This window comes from Streptomyces sp. NPDC055239, from assembly GCF_053606205.1.
On sequence record NZ_JBSGRD010000001.1, the window covers coordinates 426,236 to 441,104 of the forward strand.

Genomic DNA, 14,869 nt, shown 5'->3' on the forward strand with positions numbered 1-14,869 from the left:
CGGTGCTCACAACGCTGGGGCGGATACGTTCCGCGAGCGCGGGCAGTGGCAAGCTGCGCGCCCTGCGCAAGAACCGGCTCGCCATGACCGGTGGCATCATCGCCGCCGTGTTCGTCCTCGCGGCGCTCTTCGCGCCGCTGGTCGCTCCCTACGATCCCGCGCGCCCCGACTTCGCCAACGCCCTTGCCGCGCCCGGCTGGTCGCACTGGCTCGGCACCGACGACCTCGGCCGCGACCAGCTCTCCCGCGTCGTGTACGGGGCGCGGGCGTCCATGCAGGTCGGTGTGGTGGCGGTGGCCCTCGCCTTCGTCGTCGGCGTACCGCTCGGGCTTCTCGCGGGGTACTACGGCAAGTTCACCGACAGCGTGGTCTCGCGGCTCACCGACACCATGCTCGCGTTCCCGTTCCTGGTGCTCGCCGTCGGGCTCGCCGCGGTGCTCGGCCCCTCGCTCACCAACGCGACCATCGCGATCGGGATCTCGCAGATCCCGGCCGTCATCCGCATCACCCGCGCGGAGACCCTGCGGCTGAGACACGTCGACTACGTGGCCGCCGCCGTCGCCAACGGAGGCGGCGACGCCACCGTGCTCTTCCGGCACATCCTGCCCAACGCCACCTCCGCGCTGACCGTCCAGGCGACCGTCGGCATCCCGGCCGCGATCATCGGTGAGGCGCTGCTCAGCTTCCTCGGCCTCGGCGTGCAGCCACCGGACGCGTCGCTCGGCGTGATGCTCTCCGGTGCCCAGTCCTTCCTCGCACCCGCGCCGTGGATGGCGGTCTTCCCCGGACTCGCCGTCGTCGCGGCCACCCTGGCGTTCAATCTGCTCGGCGACGGCCTGCGGGACGTCCTCGACCCCCGAGGAGCCACCCGATGACCGAGCCGGTACTGAGCGTGCGCGACCTGTCGGTCTCCTTCCGCTCCGACACCCGCACCGTGCACGCCGTCGACCACCTCTCGTACGACGTCGCACCGGGCGAAGTGCTCGCGGTGGTCGGCGAGTCGGGGTGCGGCAAGTCCGTCACGGCGATGGCCGTGATGGGACTCCTGCCGCCCACCGCGCACATCGACGGGTCGATCAGGCTCGGAGGCGCCGAGATCGCGGGCGCGAGCGAGAAGGAGCTCGGGAAGGTCCGTGGCAAGGACATCGCCATGATCTTCCAGGAGCCGATGACCTCACTGAACCCGGTCCTGACCATCGGTCGGCAGATAGGCGAGGTGGTCCGCCGCCACCAGGGCCTGTCCAAGAAGCAGGCACGCGCGCGTGCCGTCGAACTCCTCGACCTGGTGGGCATCCCTGCCCCCGCCCAGCGCGTCGACGAATACCCGCATCAGCTCAGTGGCGGCATGCGGCAGCGCGTCATGATCGCCATCGCGGTCGCCTGCGACCCGTCCGTACTGATCGCCGACGAGCCGACCACCGCGCTCGACGTCACCGTCCAGGCGGGCATCCTCGAAGTCCTGCAGTCCCTGCGCGAACGGCTCGGCACCGCGATCGTGCTGATCACCCACGACCTCGGCGTGGTCGCCGACGCCGCCGACCGCGTCCTGGTCATGTACGCGGGACGCCCCGTCGAGCAGGCCCCCGTGCACGAGCTGTTCGCCGAGCCGCGCCACCCCTACACCCGGGGTCTGCTGAGCGCGGTCCTTCGCCCGGGAGGTGAGGGCAAGCGGCGCCTGCCCGAGATCCCCGGCCTGGTGCCGAGCCTCGACGCGCAGCCGGACGCCTGCACCTTCGCGCCGCGCTGCGCCCACGCCGACGACCGGTGCACGACGAGCAGGCCAGGCTTCAAGGCCGTCTCCCTGAGCGCCGGAGCCGATGCCGCGCACCGGGCGGCCTGCTGGCACCCGCAGGACACCCCCGCGCTCACGCCCACCACCCAGGAGGCCGGAAAGTGACCCCGACGCCCGTTCTTGAACTGACCGGCTTGGCGCGGCACTTCGCGGGCCACGGCGGTATCGTGCGCGCAGCCGACGGTGTCACGCTCACTGTCGGCAAGGGCGAAGTCGTAGGCCTCGTGGGGGAGTCGGGGAGCGGCAAGTCGACGGTGGGGCGGTGCGCCGTACGGCTGGACGAACCCACCGGGGGCACCGTCCGCATCAACGGCACGGATGTGACCCGCCTTTCGCGGCGTGCCCTGCGGCCCCTGCGCAAGGACTTCCACCTCGTCTTCCAGGACCCCTCGTCCTCGCTCGACCCGCGCATGACCGTAGGGCAGATCATCGCCGAACCCCTGCGCCTGCACGGCATCGCCAAGGGGGACGCGGCACGCGCGCGCGTGGCGGAACTCCTCGCCCAGGTCGGCCTGCGGCCCGAGCACGCCGACCGGCATCCGCACGAACTCTCCGGCGGGCAGCGGCAACGCATCTCCATCGCCCGCGCGCTCTCCGTCGACCCGGATCTCCTGGTGGCCGACGAGCCCACCTCCGCCCTCGACGTCTCCGTCCAGGCCTCGGTCCTCAACCTCCTCGCCGATCTGCAGCGGGACCGCGGCTTCGGCTGCTTGTTCATCACGCACGATCTGGCCGCAGTGGAGTTCCTCGCCGATCGCATCGCGGTCATGTACCTGGGACAGATCGTCGAACAGGCGCCGACCGTCGAGCTGTTCGCCGACCCCAAACACCCCTATACGCAGGCACTCCTGTCCGCCGCCCCCGTGCCCGACCCGGCGGTGCAGCGCACCCGCGAGCGCATCGTCCTCAGCGGCGAACTGCCGAGCCCGCTCGCACCGCCGCCGGGGTGCCGTTTCCACACGCGCTGCCCGCTGGCCGTCGACCGCTGCCGGGTCGAGGTGCCCGAGCTGCGCGTGCTTCCCGGCGACGTAGGCGGAGAGGGCGACGGTGACGGCGGGCGCGAAGTCTCCTGCCACCTGGTCGCCGCCGACGGAACGGCTCCGGACGCGGCAGCCGCCCAGACCCTCCGTACGATCCCCAGTACCCGCACCGCACGCTAGGAGCAGCTCTCGTGTTCACCACTAGGCCGACCCTCCAAGGCACCTTCGGCATGGTGTCCTCCACCCACTGGCTCGCCTCGCAGTCGGCGATGGCCGTCCTGGAGGACGGCGGCAACGCCTACGACGCGGCCGTCGCCGCGGGCTTCGTCCTGCACGTCGTCGAGCCGCACCTCAACGGCCCGGCGGGCGAGGTGCCGATCATCCTGGCGCCCGCCGACGGCCAGGTGCGGGTCCTGTGCGGGCAGGGCGGTGCGCCCGCAGGGGCGACCGTGGACCACTACCGCTCGCTCGGCCTCGAACTGGTTCCGGGCACAGGACCGCTCGCGGCCGCCGTACCTGGCGCCTTCGACGCGTGGATGGTGCTCCTGCGCGATCACGGGACCAAGTCCCTCGCCGACGTCCTCAAGTACGCCATCGGGTACGCCGCTGACGGCCACGCGCCCGTGGAGCGCGTCGGCGAGACCGTCGAGACCGTACGCGAACTCTTCGAGACCGAATGGCCGTCGTCGGCCGAGGTCTACCTGCCCGGCGGCAACTCGCCGCGCCCCGGCGAACTCCTGCGCAACCCGGCGCTCGCCGCGACCTGGCGTCGCGTGATCGATGAGGCCGATGCGGCAGGGAACGGCTCGCGCGTCGAACAGATCGAGGCAGCGCGGAAGATCTGGAGCGAAGGGTTCATCGCCGAGGCCCTGATACGCCAGACTGCCGTCCCCACGATGGACACCAGCGGATCCCGGCACACCGGCACGCTGACGGCCGCCGACCTGGCCGGTTGGGAGGCGAGCTACGAGGCCCCGGCGACGTACGACTGGAACGGCTGGACGCTGTGCAAGGCGGGCGGCTGGAGTCAGGGGCCCGCCTTCCTCCAGCAGCTGTCCCTGCTCCCCTCCGCGCTCGCCGACCTGCCCGCGTACGGCTCGGCAGACTATGTGCACCTGCTGATCGAGGGCTGCAAGCTCGCCATGGCCGACCGTGAGGCCTGGTACGGGGATGCGGAAGGCGACGGCACGGTCCCTGTCGCCGACCTGCTTTCCTCGGCGTACAACGAGGAGCGGCGCACGCTCATCGGCGAGAAGGCGTCGCACGAGCTGCGCCCCGGAAGCCCCGGCGGGCGCACCGCGAAGATCTCCGCCCACGCCCGCGCCGTGGCCGACGGAGAGCCCGGCTTCGACGCCCTCGGCCTGCCCGGAGCGGGCGCGGGCGAGCCGACCGTCGCCAAGAGCGGCACCTCACCCGTGCCCGGCGAACCGGCCGTCTCCGCGGACGGCGCCACCCGCGGCGACACCTGTCACCTGGACATCGTCGACCGCTGGGGCAACATGGTCGCGGCCACGCCGAGCGGCGGCTGGCTGCAGTCCAACCCCGTCGTCCCCGAACTGGGCTTCCCGCTCGGCACCCGCCTCCAGATGGCGTGGCTGGAGGAGGGCCTGCCCAACTCCCTCACGCCGGGCCGCCGTCCGCGCACCACTCTCACCCCGTCGCTCGCGCTCAAGGACGGCGTACCGGTGATGGCGTTCGGTACACCCGGCGGCGACCAGCAGGACCAGTGGCAGGTGCACTTCTTCCTGGCGGTCGCGCTGCGCGGCTCCGTACGCGGAGGACTCGACCTCCAGGGCGCCATCGACGCCCCGAACTGGCACAACGACAGCTTCCCCGGCTCCTTCTACCCACGCGGCATGCGCCCCGGGAGCGTCACCGTCGAGTCCCGCATGGACGAGGCCGTCATCGAGGAGCTGATGCGGCGCGGGCACGACGTGACGGTCGGCGAGCCCTGGTCGGAGGGGCGGCTGTGCGCGGTGGCGCGCGATCCGCGCACCGGGGTGCTCTCGGCGGCGGCCAATCCACGCGGGATGCAGGGGTACGCGGTGGGGCGCTGAGCCTCGCCCGCCCCGCAGATCCTGCGGGGCGGGCGCGCCGGGCGGCGCTGTGCGCCACGGGCGGCAGCGGTCAGGAGCGGCCGCTGGTGTTCTGTTCGTCGAGCGACTCCTGGGAGGACCGCTCCTCCGAGGACCGCTCCTCCGAGGACCGCTCCTCCGAGGACCGCTCCGGCTCCCGCGGGGCAGGCAGTGCCACCGCGGCGGCGGCCTCCTTGCGGCGCGCCGCGGCGCCGCTCACCATCGCGGCCACCGGCTGCACGAAGCGTGCGGTCAGCGGGCCGACGATCACGAGGATCAGGACGTACGCCGTGGCCAGCGGGCCGAGCCGCGGCTCGATGCCCGCGGTGACGGCCAGACCCGCGATGACGATGGAGAACTCACCGCGTGCCACAAGCGCACCACCAGCCCGCCACCGTCCCTTGACGGAGACCTTGGCGCGTCGAGCCGCGAAGTACCCGGTGGCGATCTTCGTGCACGCCGTCACGACGGCTAGCAGGAGCGCGGGAAGGAGCACCGGCGGGATGCTCGCGGGATCCGTGTGCAGGCCGAAGAAGACGAAGAAGATGGCAGCGAACAGGTCCCGCAGCGGCGCGAGGAGGCTGTGCGCCCCCTCGGCGGCCTCGCCGGACAGGGCGATACCGACCAGGAACGCTCCCACGGCGGCGGAGACCTGGAGCTGCTGCGCGATGCCCGCGACCAGGATGGTCAGACCGAGGACGACCAGGAGCAGCTTCTCGGGGTCGTCGCTCGACACGAAGCGCGAGATCACGCGGCCGTAGCGCACGGCGAGGAACAGCACGAGACCGGCGGCCCCGAGCGCGATGGCCAGGGTGAGGCCGCCCGCGGCCCAGCCGACACCGGCCAACAGGGCGGTGATGATGGGCAGATACACCGCCATGGCCAGGTCTTCGAGGACCAGGATGCTGAGGATGACGGGCGTCTCGCGGTTGCCGAGGCGGCCCAGGTCGCCGAGGACCTTCGCGATGACCCCGGACGACGAGATCCAGGTGACACCCGCGAGGACCACCGCCGCCACAGGCCCCCATCCCATGAGCAGCGCGGCGATCGCGCCCGGCACGGCGTTGAGCCCCATGTCGACGAGACCGGCCGGGTACTGGGTCTTGAGGTTGCTGACCAGATCGCTCGCGGTGTATTCGAGCCCCAGCATGAGGAGCAGCATGATGACGCCGATCTCGGCGCCGATCGCGACGAACTCCTCACTGGCGCCGAGCGGCAGAAGGCCGCCCTCGCCGAACGCGAGTCCGGCGAGAAGGTAGAGGGGGATCGGGGAGAAACGGAACCGCCCGGCGAACCTGCCGAGCAGCCCGAGCGCGAGGATGATCGCGCCGAATTCGATCAGAAGGACTGCGGAGTGCATCGAATCACTCCCGCCCGAGTATCGCGGCGGCGCTCTCCACACCCTCGCGGGTGCCGATCACGATGAGCGTGTCCCCGCCCGCGAGCCGGAAGGCCGGCGTGGGCGAAGGAATGGCTTCGGCCCGGCGAAGGACCGCGACGATCGAGGCGCCGGTCTCGGTACGCATCTGGGTCTCACCGAGCACCCGCCCGTTCCAGTGCGAGGTGCCGGAGACTTCGATGCGTTCGGCGACGAGACCGAGATCGGTGGTGTGCAGGAGGTTCGGGCTGTGGTGCGAGGGCATCAGCGCGTCGATCAGCGCGTCAGCCTCACCGGAACTCAGACGCAGCGAGAGCGCGCACTCGTCGGGGTCGTCGGCGCGGTAGGCGCTGAGGGTGCGCGCGCCGTCCCGGTGCGCGACGACCGAGATCTGGCGTTGTTCCCGGGTGGTCAGGTCGTACCGGATACCGATGCCTGGGAGTGGCGTCTGGCTGAGACGTGAAGCGGACACAGCTCTTCCCCTAGTTGCTGATTGGCTGATGGGCGTCAATACGGCGTTAAGGTCACCCTATCGGCCCGTCCTTTGCCTGAACTTGGTGGTAGAGGTGCTGCGTCGAGATCAGAGTTGACGTTCCGCCAGCACCGTCTCGACGGAATCGGCCTCCTCGGGCGATTTGTCCTCGCGGTAGCGGACGACACGGGCGAAGCGGAGTGTGACGCCGGCCGGGTAGCGGGTGGACTTCTGCAGCCCGTCGTAGGCGATCTCGACGACGAGCTCCGGGCGTACGGTCACCAGGAAGCCGTCGTCGCTGACTGCGAGCTCACGCAGTCGCTCGGTCTGCCAGGCGAGCATCACATCGGTCATGCCCTTGAAGGTCTTCCCGAGCATGGCGTACGTCCCATCAGCGCGCCGGGCGCCCAGGTGGAGGTTGGAGAGCTTGCCGGTGCGCCGCCCGTGCCCCCACTCGGCGGCAAGGACCACGAGGTCCAGGGTGTGCACGGGCTTGACCTTCAGCCAGCTCGCCCCACGGCGACCGGCGATGTACGGCGCGTCGAGGGCCTTGAGCACGACCCCCTCGTGGCCGCGGCGCAGTGTGTCGGCGAAGAACTCCTCGGCGGCGCGGAGCTCCGTCTCGTCGGCGGGGTCGGTGACGACGGTGCGCCGCACCCGCATCGGCTCGGGCACGAGTCGCGCCAGGTGACCGTGCCGCTCGGTGAGGGGCAGGTCGAGGAGGTCCTGCCCGCCGTCGTACAGGACGTCGAAGAAGACGGGGGAGACGGGGAGCCCGGCGGCGGCGGTGGCGACATCCACCCGGGATCCGACGCGTCCGGCGATCTCCTGGAAGGGGCGGGGTCTGCCGTCGTCGTCGAGCGCGATGACTTCCCCGTCGAGAATGAAGGCCTCACCGTCCAGTTCGCGTGCGGCGGCGGTGAGTTCGGGAAGCCGATCGGTGATGTCGTCGAGGGTGCGGGTGTAGACGCGGACCTCGTCCCCGTCGCGGTGCACCTGGACGCGGATGCCGTCCAGCTTCTCCTCGACGGCGCACGGGCCGTCCAATTTGCCGACTCCTTCGGTGACGGAGCCCGCGCCGTGCGCGAGCATCGGGAGTACGGGCCGCCCGACGCTGAGCCGGAACTCCTCCACGGCGCCGGCTCCCCTCGCGAGAAGGGCCTCGGCGACGGGAGTCACCGCCCCTGCCAGCATCACCGCGCGCCGCACGGCGGCCGGCGGGGCCTCGGTGGCCCGGGCGAGGCCTTCCACGGCGATGGCGTCGAGTGCGCCCTGCCGTACTTCGCCGGTGAGCAGGCCGATGAGGAACCGCTGCTCTTCGGCGGTGGCCGCGCCCATCAACTCACCTACGAGCCGCCTCCGTTCGCCCTGCGATCCCTGGCCGGAGAGAGCGCCGACGGCGGTGAGAGCGGCGTCCGTGGCCTGGACGGTGAGGGTGGGCTCTACGGCGGCCGGGGGCGGATCCTTCAGGAGGCTCCACCCGATACCCAGCCTCCCCTGAGGGAGGCGACCCGCGAGGTAGGGGATGACGATGGGGGCGTCGGCAGGGGTGGCCGAGCGGAAGAGGTCGGCGAGGAGGGTGATCTTCTGGGAGCGGGCGGGGGTGGTGGCCACGGTGGCGGACACGTGGGCCAGGCGGGCTAGGAGCATGAGTTCTTCCTTCCCCGATCCCGCCTCTTCCTGGCTGCTCTATTAGCGGCTTCGCCGCACGGGAGAATCCACCCCGGACTCTGCCCATCGGAGGCCGGAGTGGCGCAGGTCACAGAATTCGGCCCGCGTGTCGCGTAATGAAACCCCTCGCCGCGGACTCGTACAGGCACGGAAGAAAGCAGAGCGAGCAGCGGCAGCTGCGGCAGAAGAGGAGTCCGATCATGGCCGTCACCCTTGAGCAGCCTGCTCGCGCCTGCCTGATCACCCCCGAAGGACGCGAGCGTGCGCTGTCCGTGACCCTGCGCTACGCGTCGGACGACCCGCTCGCCGTCCAGATCGCCTTCCCGTCCGAGGCCTCGCTCGACGGTGCGGAGGTCACCTGGATCTTCGCCCGTCAGCTGCTCGAAGAGGGTCTGCGCACCCCTGTGGGCACCGGGGACGTGCACATCTGGCCCTGCGGGCGGGCGCGCACGGTTCTCGAGTTCCGCGCGCCGCAGGGGCTCGCCCTGGTGCAGTTCGACAGAGCCGTGCTGCGGAGATTCCTGCTCCGTGCGTACGCCGTCGTGGGCGCGGGGCGTGAGGAGGCGGGGCTCGACCTGGATCAGGATCTCGCCCGTCTGCTGCGCGGAGTCTGACTGGGGCGCACGCAGGCACTCGCCCGCACGATATTAGGTTAGGCTGCCCTAACTTAATCGTGTTGAGCGGCTTCCGGCCGCTCAGGGGAGGGGAGTCCGATGGGTCATGGCTGGGAGGGAGTCGTCCTCAAGCTGTTCCGCGGCAAGGACTTCGCGTTCACCGTGACCGGGGCCGAGGACGTCACCGAGCACTACAGGCGCCTGCATCTCACGGACGGCGGCATGCTCGCGCTGACCGGGGTGCATCCGACGATGTGGGTGCGCCTGTGGTTCGACCAGGCCGACGGCAGTCATCATCAGCGCGCGTACACCCTGGTCGACCCCGATCCCGCCGCCGGGACGTTCAGCCTCGAGTTCGCCCTGCACGACGGCCGCGCGAGCGACTGGGCGCGCAAGGCGGGGCCGGGGGACAGGATCGACGCCACCCTGCAGGGCACCGGCTTCGACGTGCCCGATCCGCTGCCCGCACGGCTCCTGGTGATCGGGGACACGGCAGCGGTCCCGGCCGTCACCTCGCTCCTGACCGCCATGCCCGACGTACCGGCGACGATCTGGCTCGAGACGCAGCACGCCTCGGACCACGACCTCGGCCTCAGCTTCGACCCGGCCCTTCACGACCTGCACCGGGTGGAGCGGCGTGACGCGGGCGGCCACCTCGTCGACGAGGTGAAGGCGGCGCTGCCCGCGCTGATCGAGGACTCTGCCGACGTGTACGTATGGATCACCTGCGACACGACGACGACCCGGGCCATCGCCTCGTACGTACGCAAGGAGCTCTCGATCCCGAAGCACCGCGTGCACGCACTCGGCTACTGGCGCCCCGAGAAGCGGTAGGCGCGGGCCGCCCGCCGCCGGATCACCACCACCGCACCGGCCACCAGGGCCGCCGAACCCGCGGCGACGAGAAGGATCGCGGTCCAGTCCGAGCCGTCCGTCTCGACCGCGTGGGCGGCGAGCTCGGCGGCGGGCGCGGGACCCCGCGCCGCGCTCTTCTTCTCACTCACGGGGATCAGCGAACCCACCGGCCTGACGTGCCCCGCGGCCTTGAACCCCCAGTCGAGGAGCGACCTGGTCTCCTCGTACACGCGGTATCCGCCGCTCGCCTGAGGGTTCATCACCGACACGACGAGGGTGCGGCCGCCGCGCTGGGCGGCGCTGATGAGGGTGTTGCCCGCGTTGCTCGTGTAGCCGTTCTTGATGCCGAGCAGACCGGGGTAACCGGCCACGCCGTCGGCTCCGGTGAGCAGCCGGTTGGTGTTCTGGATGGCGTGGGACCAGCCGCCGTCCGGGAACTTGGCGACCGGGGTCGAGCAGTAGCGGGCGAACTCCGGATCCGCGAGCCCCGCCCGGCCGAAGACCGCGAGGTCGTACGCCGATGAGACCTGCCCCGGCGCGTCGTAGCCGTCCGGAGAGACCACATGCGTGTCGCGTGCGCCAAGGGTGCGGGCCTTGGCACGCATCTGACGGACGGTCTGCTGCCAGCCGCCGTTGAGCTTGGCGAGCACGTGCACGGCGTCGTTGCCGGAGCTGAGGAACACGCCGCGCCACAGATCGGCGACGCGGTAACTGTGCCCCGCCTCGACTCCCACCAGGCTGCTGCCGTCACCGATGCCGGAGAGGTCGCTCTGGGTGACCTTGTGCCGGGCGACGGCGTCCAGGTGCGGCAGCGCGGTGAGGGCGAAGAGGGACTTCAGGGTGGAGGCGGGCGGCAGCTGGCGGTGCGCGTTGTGGGCGGCGAGGACTTCGCCCGAACGGGCGTCGGCCACCAGCCAGGAGAGCGCGGAGACGTCGCCGGGCACGGCCGGGGCTCCGGCGTCCGGACGGGCCTGGACTCCCTGCCGGTCGAGGAGGTCCGAGGAGTACGCGGGGCCCGGCTTGGGCGGCGTGGGCTCGGCCGCGGCTGCCGCGGCCGAGAAGGGTGTGGGCAGGAGGACCAGGGCGGCGACCACGAGGGCCGCGGTGCGGACGGATGAGGAGCGCGGGAGGTACCTGATGACCATTCAGCCACGGTATGAGCGCGGCCCGAAGCCCGCAGGTCAGCTTGGTCCGGCTGGATGTACCGGGCGCCGGGGGGAGGGACGAGCCTGGGTACGCCGTCCGCCTTCAAGTGACCCCAGCACCCCCAGTGGCCCCGCCGATCAGCCGCGCGGCAGGACGTGGAGATCGGCGCCGCTCGTCCCCGGCGCCTCCACGCCCGGAAGGAGTCGCATGTCGTGGTCGTAGTCACCGCCGACCAGCGACCGGAACGGCACCGGCTCATCCGTGAAGAGCCCGTCGAGCCGACGCCCGTACGCCCGCTCGGCCGCCGCGAACCGCTCCTCCGGCAGATCGTTCGACTCGTACACGACGAACGGTTCGAGCGGCGCCATGCCGGTGAACCAGAACAGGCCGTGCTGCACGGGGTGCAGGACGTCCGCGATGCGGCCGTGGATGCCCCGGTCGGTGAACGAGGACTCCCGGGCGCCGACGGTCACCGACACCAGCGCGCGCCGTCCCGCCAAGGCGCCCTCGCTGTAGGGCGGCGGGACCGCGGGGCCGTAGCCGAACCCCGCGGTGAACACCCGGTCGATCCAGCCCTTCAGGATCGCGGGCGCCGAGAACCACCACATCGGGAACTGCAGGATCACCGCGTCCGCCCAGCGCACTTTCTCCTGCTCCGCCGCGATGTCCGGCGAGAGGCGCTCCGCAAGGGTGTCCTGCTCGGAGGCGGCCATCACGTGCAGTCGCCGGTCCGCGGTGTGGCCGGAGAAGTCGTCGGCGTCCACCGTCGCCTTCCACTTCATCGCGTAGAGGTCGGAGACCTGTACCGCGTGACCGGCCGCGCGCAGCTCCTCCACGGCGAAGGCGGCCAGCGAGGCGTTGAGCGAACGGGGTTCCGGATGGGCGCTGACAACGAGGATCTTCTTCATGACGCCACGTTCTCCCAGGCCGGGGAGGGTAGCCAGAACCCTGTTCAACCGTCGGAACGGCAATCCTGGTACTGGCGGGGCCACGCATAATTGACCCCATGGACGACGGTACGGACCAACCGACGCACGCCGACGGGATCGGCGACACCAGGCGGGCACTCGGCGGTTTTCTGCGTGCCCGCCGGGGGCGCGTCGCGCCGGAGCACGTCGGGATCGCAGGCGGCCGTCGCCGACGGGTGCGCGGGCTGCGCCGCGAGGAGTTGGCCCAGCTCGCCGGGATCAGCGTGGACTACTACGTACGCCTCGAACAGGGCCGGGCCACCCAGCCGTCCCCCGAGGTGCTCGACGCGCTCGCCGGGGCGCTCGGCCTCGACGCGGCGGAGCGGGGTCATCTGGCGACCCTGGCCGCAGCCCGGCGAGACCCCGCGCCCACGGCCCGGGTCAGTCCCCTGCTGCGGCGGATGCTGGACTCCATGGTCGACTTTCCGGCGTTCGCGACGGACCACCGCCTCGACGTGGTGGCCTGGAACAGCCTCGGCGCCGAGCTGATGGGCGGCCTGGGTGAACCGCGGCGCCGCGACCGGAACAACGCCAGGTTCCTCTTCCTCGACCCCGCGTCGCGCGCCGTGTTCCCCGAATGGGAGGACAGGGCGGCGGAGGCCGTGGGCCAGCTTCGGGTGGCGGCGGGGCGTTACCCCGAGGACGCGGAGCTTGCCGCGCTCATCGCCGAACTGGCCGCGCACAGCGCAGAGTTCAGGAAGATCTGGGACAGCGGCGAGGTCGTGATGTGCGCGGCGGGCCGCAAGCAGCTGCGGCACCCGGTGGCCGGACGGCTCACCCTGGACTTCGAGACCTTGCACGTGCCGGCGGCGCCCGGTGAGACGGGGCTCGTGGTGCATGTGTTCAGCGCCGCGGAGGGCAGCGCGGAGGCGGACGCCCTCGCGGGTCTGGCCCGTGGCCTGTTGGCCTAGAGGCCGGCCAGCAGGTCTTCCACTTCGGCCGCGAAGAGAAGCGCCGGATCGAAGCCCATTCCGCTGAAGTGGCCCGAGAGTTCCAGGGACAGGACGCCGTGCACCCGGGTCCAGAAGGACAGGGCCCGGTGGAGGGCCGCGCCTTGGGCGGGGTGACTGGCGGCCCAGTCCCGGTGGTCCTCCAGGTGGGCGGCGAACGGTGACGCGGCGCTGTCCGGGGCGAGCGCCGTGGAGGCGTCGAGCAGCGTCGTCATGATCTCGTTGGAGATGCCGGTGATGTCCTCGGGCGCGTGATAGCCGGGGACGGGGGTGCCGTAGATGAGGAAGTACCGCTGCGGGTCTTCCAGGGCCCAGGCACGCACGACATGGGCCAGTCCGGCGAGGTCGGCACCATCGGTGAAGGCCGCGCGGACGGTGTCGGCGAGGCTTCGGTAGGCGTCACGGATGAGTTCGGTGATCAGCTCGTCGCGACCGGCGAAGTAGCGGTAGAGCGCGGGACCGCTCATGCCCATCTGTTTGGCGATCGCGTTGAGCGAGAGCGCGGACGCTCCCGCCGTGGCGATCTGCTCCCACGCGCGCTCCTTGACCTCCGCGCGCACCTGGCTGCGATAGCGCTCGCGCGGGGTCTTCGCGCCCGTTTCCGCGCCCGTTTCCGCGCCCGGCGTCGCGCCCGACTTCGCGTCCGTCTTCGCCACGGTCGGCCACCTCTCCCATGCATGCGGCTACACCTTCAAGGTTTCGTTAGAGGTTATCACGCAGCCTATTGACCCCCCGATCCGAGATGCGTTATACCTTCTAACGAACGCGTGAGTATCTAGCTTTCATCGCCGGACGAGGAGAACCTGATGGCCATCACGATCGAGTCACGCCCCACCCGCACAGACCGGTACATCCCGCTGTCGGTGACCGTCTCCGCCTGGGCGGTCCCCGTCATGGTCGTCGGTCAGTTCGCGCTGGTCGCGGGCGTGCCGGTGGTGATCGCGCTGGTCGGTGCGCTCCGTCGCGTCCCCGACCGGGCGGTGCGCGGGGCTGCCGCGCTCGTCGCCGTCACGTTCGCGATCCCGCTCGCCGTCTGGCTGACGCGGCCCGACGGGGCGCAGAGCCTGTCCAAGGACATGCACCCCGGTTTCGTCGGCCTGATCGTCGCGGCGTCCGCAGTGCTGCTCGTGACCCTCCACCGGGCCCGCCGGAGCCGTCCGGCGCGGTGACGCCACCGCTCACCCGACAGCGACGTAGGCAAGCTCGACCCACCACGCCCGCACCCCATTTGACCAGGAGAACCCCCATGTCCGGGATCCGCAGCACCAGCGTCCGCGCCGCCCTGTTCACCGTCCCGCTCGCCGTCGCCGGAATCCTCGGCACCGCCGTCGCTCCCGCCGCAGCCACCCCGCACCCCGGCAACGGCAAGTCCCTCACCTGCCGCGGAGAGGGCGTCGACCGCAAGGCCCTGGTGCGCCACAGGACCGAGACCGTGATCCACGCGCCGCTGAGCACCGTCTGGAAGCTGCAGACCGACGTGGAGCGCTGGCCGTCCTGGCAGGAGCCGGTCACGACCGTCGACCGCCTCGACCACGGCCCCTTCCGGAAGGGTTCCGCGTTCCGGTGGACGACTCCGATACCCCCCAACCCGGCGACTCCCGCCACGAGCCTGGACATCACCTCGACCGTCAAGCAGCTCGAGCGCGGTTCCTGCATCCGCTGGACGGGCCCCGCGATCGGCGAGGGGCTGCGCATCGACGGCGTCCACGTGTGGAACTTCATCAAGGTCAAGGGAGGGGTCCTCGTGCGCACCGAGGAGACCCACGCCGGAGAGCAGGTCGAGGCGAACGTTCCCGCCGCGACCGAGATCCTCAGTGAGGGCCTCGAAGGGTGGCTGGCTGCCCTGAAGACCACGGCGGAAGCCCGCGCGGGGGTTCGCCCCTGACAGCAGGACAGCAAAGGCGCGGGCCCCCCGCACACCCCCGGGTGGCGCCGCGAGTGGGGGGCGGCCGGAGTTAAGAAAGAAGC

General features: G+C 71.4%; 15 protein-coding genes. 9 read left to right on the forward strand and 6 right to left on the reverse strand.

Features of this window, described 5'->3' with window-relative positions; all coding sequences use genetic code 11:
* Positions 1–2 precede the first annotated feature (2 nt).
* From ACWFRJ_RS01780 to ACWFRJ_RS01795, 4 genes are read left to right on the forward strand one after another with little or no spacing between them, the layout of a single operon-like run.
* Positions 3–875: an ABC transporter permease gene (locus ACWFRJ_RS01780; protein ID WP_453525040.1), complete on the forward strand. Its 873-nt coding sequence runs from the start codon at positions 3–5 to the stop codon at positions 873–875.
* Positions 872–1,897, forward strand: coding sequence for an ABC transporter ATP-binding protein (locus tag ACWFRJ_RS01785; RefSeq protein WP_453524024.1), 1,026 nt, complete (start codon positions 872–874; stop codon positions 1,895–1,897). The genes ACWFRJ_RS01780 and ACWFRJ_RS01785 overlap by 4 nt, the downstream gene beginning before the upstream one ends.
* Positions 1,894–2,952, forward strand: a complete 1,059-nt coding sequence (locus ACWFRJ_RS01790) for an ABC transporter ATP-binding protein (protein WP_453524027.1) — start codon at positions 1,894–1,896, stop codon at positions 2,950–2,952. The genes ACWFRJ_RS01785 and ACWFRJ_RS01790 overlap by 4 nt, the downstream gene beginning before the upstream one ends.
* Positions 2,953–2,963: 11 nt before the next feature.
* On the forward strand, positions 2,964–4,829 hold the full coding sequence (locus ACWFRJ_RS01795; RefSeq protein ID WP_453524030.1) for a gamma-glutamyltransferase family protein: 1,866 nt from the start codon (positions 2,964–2,966) through the stop codon (positions 4,827–4,829).
* A 70-nt stretch (positions 4,830–4,899) separates the two neighbouring features.
* Here ACWFRJ_RS01795 and ACWFRJ_RS01800 read toward each other — a convergent pair whose 3' ends face one another.
* From ACWFRJ_RS01800 to ACWFRJ_RS01810, 3 genes are all read right to left on the reverse strand, one after another.
* Positions 4,900–6,207 carry a cation:proton antiporter gene (locus ACWFRJ_RS01800; protein ID WP_453524033.1) on the reverse strand — a complete coding sequence of 436 codons (1,308 nt, stop codon included), beginning with the start codon at positions 6,205–6,207 and terminating at the stop codon, positions 4,900–4,902.
* Positions 6,208–6,211: 4 nt separating this feature from the next.
* Positions 6,212–6,697: a cation:proton antiporter regulatory subunit gene (locus ACWFRJ_RS01805; protein ID WP_453524036.1), complete on the reverse strand. Its 486-nt coding sequence runs from the start codon at positions 6,695–6,697 to the stop codon at positions 6,212–6,214.
* A gap of 108 nt (positions 6,698–6,805) precedes the next feature.
* Entirely contained in the window at positions 6,806–8,347 is a 1,542-nt protein-coding gene (locus ACWFRJ_RS01810; protein ID WP_453524038.1) for an ATP-dependent DNA ligase, read from the reverse strand.
* A gap of 221 nt (positions 8,348–8,568) precedes the next feature.
* Between ACWFRJ_RS01810 and ACWFRJ_RS01815 the strand changes: the two genes are divergently transcribed.
* Together ACWFRJ_RS01815 and ACWFRJ_RS01820 are read left to right on the forward strand one after the other, a co-directional pair.
* Entirely contained in the window at positions 8,569–8,982 is a 414-nt protein-coding gene (locus ACWFRJ_RS01815; RefSeq protein ID WP_453524041.1) for an SsgA family sporulation/cell division regulator, read from the forward strand.
* 99 nt (positions 8,983–9,081) lie between these two features.
* Positions 9,082–9,816: a siderophore-interacting protein gene (locus tag ACWFRJ_RS01820; RefSeq protein WP_453524044.1), complete on the forward strand. Its 735-nt coding sequence runs from the start codon at positions 9,082–9,084 to the stop codon at positions 9,814–9,816.
* Here ACWFRJ_RS01820 and ACWFRJ_RS01825 read toward each other — a convergent pair.
* A complete protein-coding gene (locus ACWFRJ_RS01825) occupies positions 9,792–10,982 on the reverse strand; it encodes a D-alanyl-D-alanine carboxypeptidase family protein (protein ID WP_453524047.1) in 1,191 nt (396 codons plus the stop codon). The genes ACWFRJ_RS01820 and ACWFRJ_RS01825 overlap by 25 nt on opposite strands.
* Positions 10,983–11,120: 138 nt before the next feature.
* Positions 11,121–11,891, reverse strand: coding sequence for an NAD(P)H-dependent oxidoreductase (locus ACWFRJ_RS01830; RefSeq protein WP_453524050.1), 771 nt, complete (start codon positions 11,889–11,891; stop codon positions 11,121–11,123).
* 98 nt (positions 11,892–11,989) lie between these two features.
* Between ACWFRJ_RS01830 and ACWFRJ_RS01835 the strand changes: the two genes are divergently transcribed.
* Complete coding sequence (locus ACWFRJ_RS01835; protein ID WP_453524053.1) at positions 11,990–12,862, forward strand: helix-turn-helix domain-containing protein; 873 nt, start codon at positions 11,990–11,992, stop codon at positions 12,860–12,862.
* Here the strand turns inward: ACWFRJ_RS01835 and ACWFRJ_RS01840 are convergent.
* Positions 12,859–13,557, reverse strand: coding sequence for a TetR/AcrR family transcriptional regulator (locus ACWFRJ_RS01840; protein ID WP_453524056.1), 699 nt, complete (start codon positions 13,555–13,557; stop codon positions 12,859–12,861). The two genes, ACWFRJ_RS01835 and ACWFRJ_RS01840, sit on opposite strands and share 4 nt — an antisense overlap.
* Positions 13,558–13,707: 150 nt before the next feature.
* Between ACWFRJ_RS01840 and ACWFRJ_RS01845 the strand changes: the two genes are divergently transcribed.
* Together ACWFRJ_RS01845 and ACWFRJ_RS01850 are read left to right on the forward strand one after the other, a co-directional pair.
* Positions 13,708–14,070: a hypothetical protein gene (locus tag ACWFRJ_RS01845; RefSeq protein ID WP_453524063.1), complete on the forward strand. Its 363-nt coding sequence runs from the start codon at positions 13,708–13,710 to the stop codon at positions 14,068–14,070.
* A gap of 77 nt (positions 14,071–14,147) precedes the next feature.
* Positions 14,148–14,786 (forward strand): SRPBCC family protein, encoded by a 639-nt coding sequence (locus tag ACWFRJ_RS01850; RefSeq protein WP_453524066.1) that lies wholly within the window; start codon positions 14,148–14,150, stop codon positions 14,784–14,786.
* The last annotated feature ends 83 nt before the right edge of the window (positions 14,787–14,869 follow it).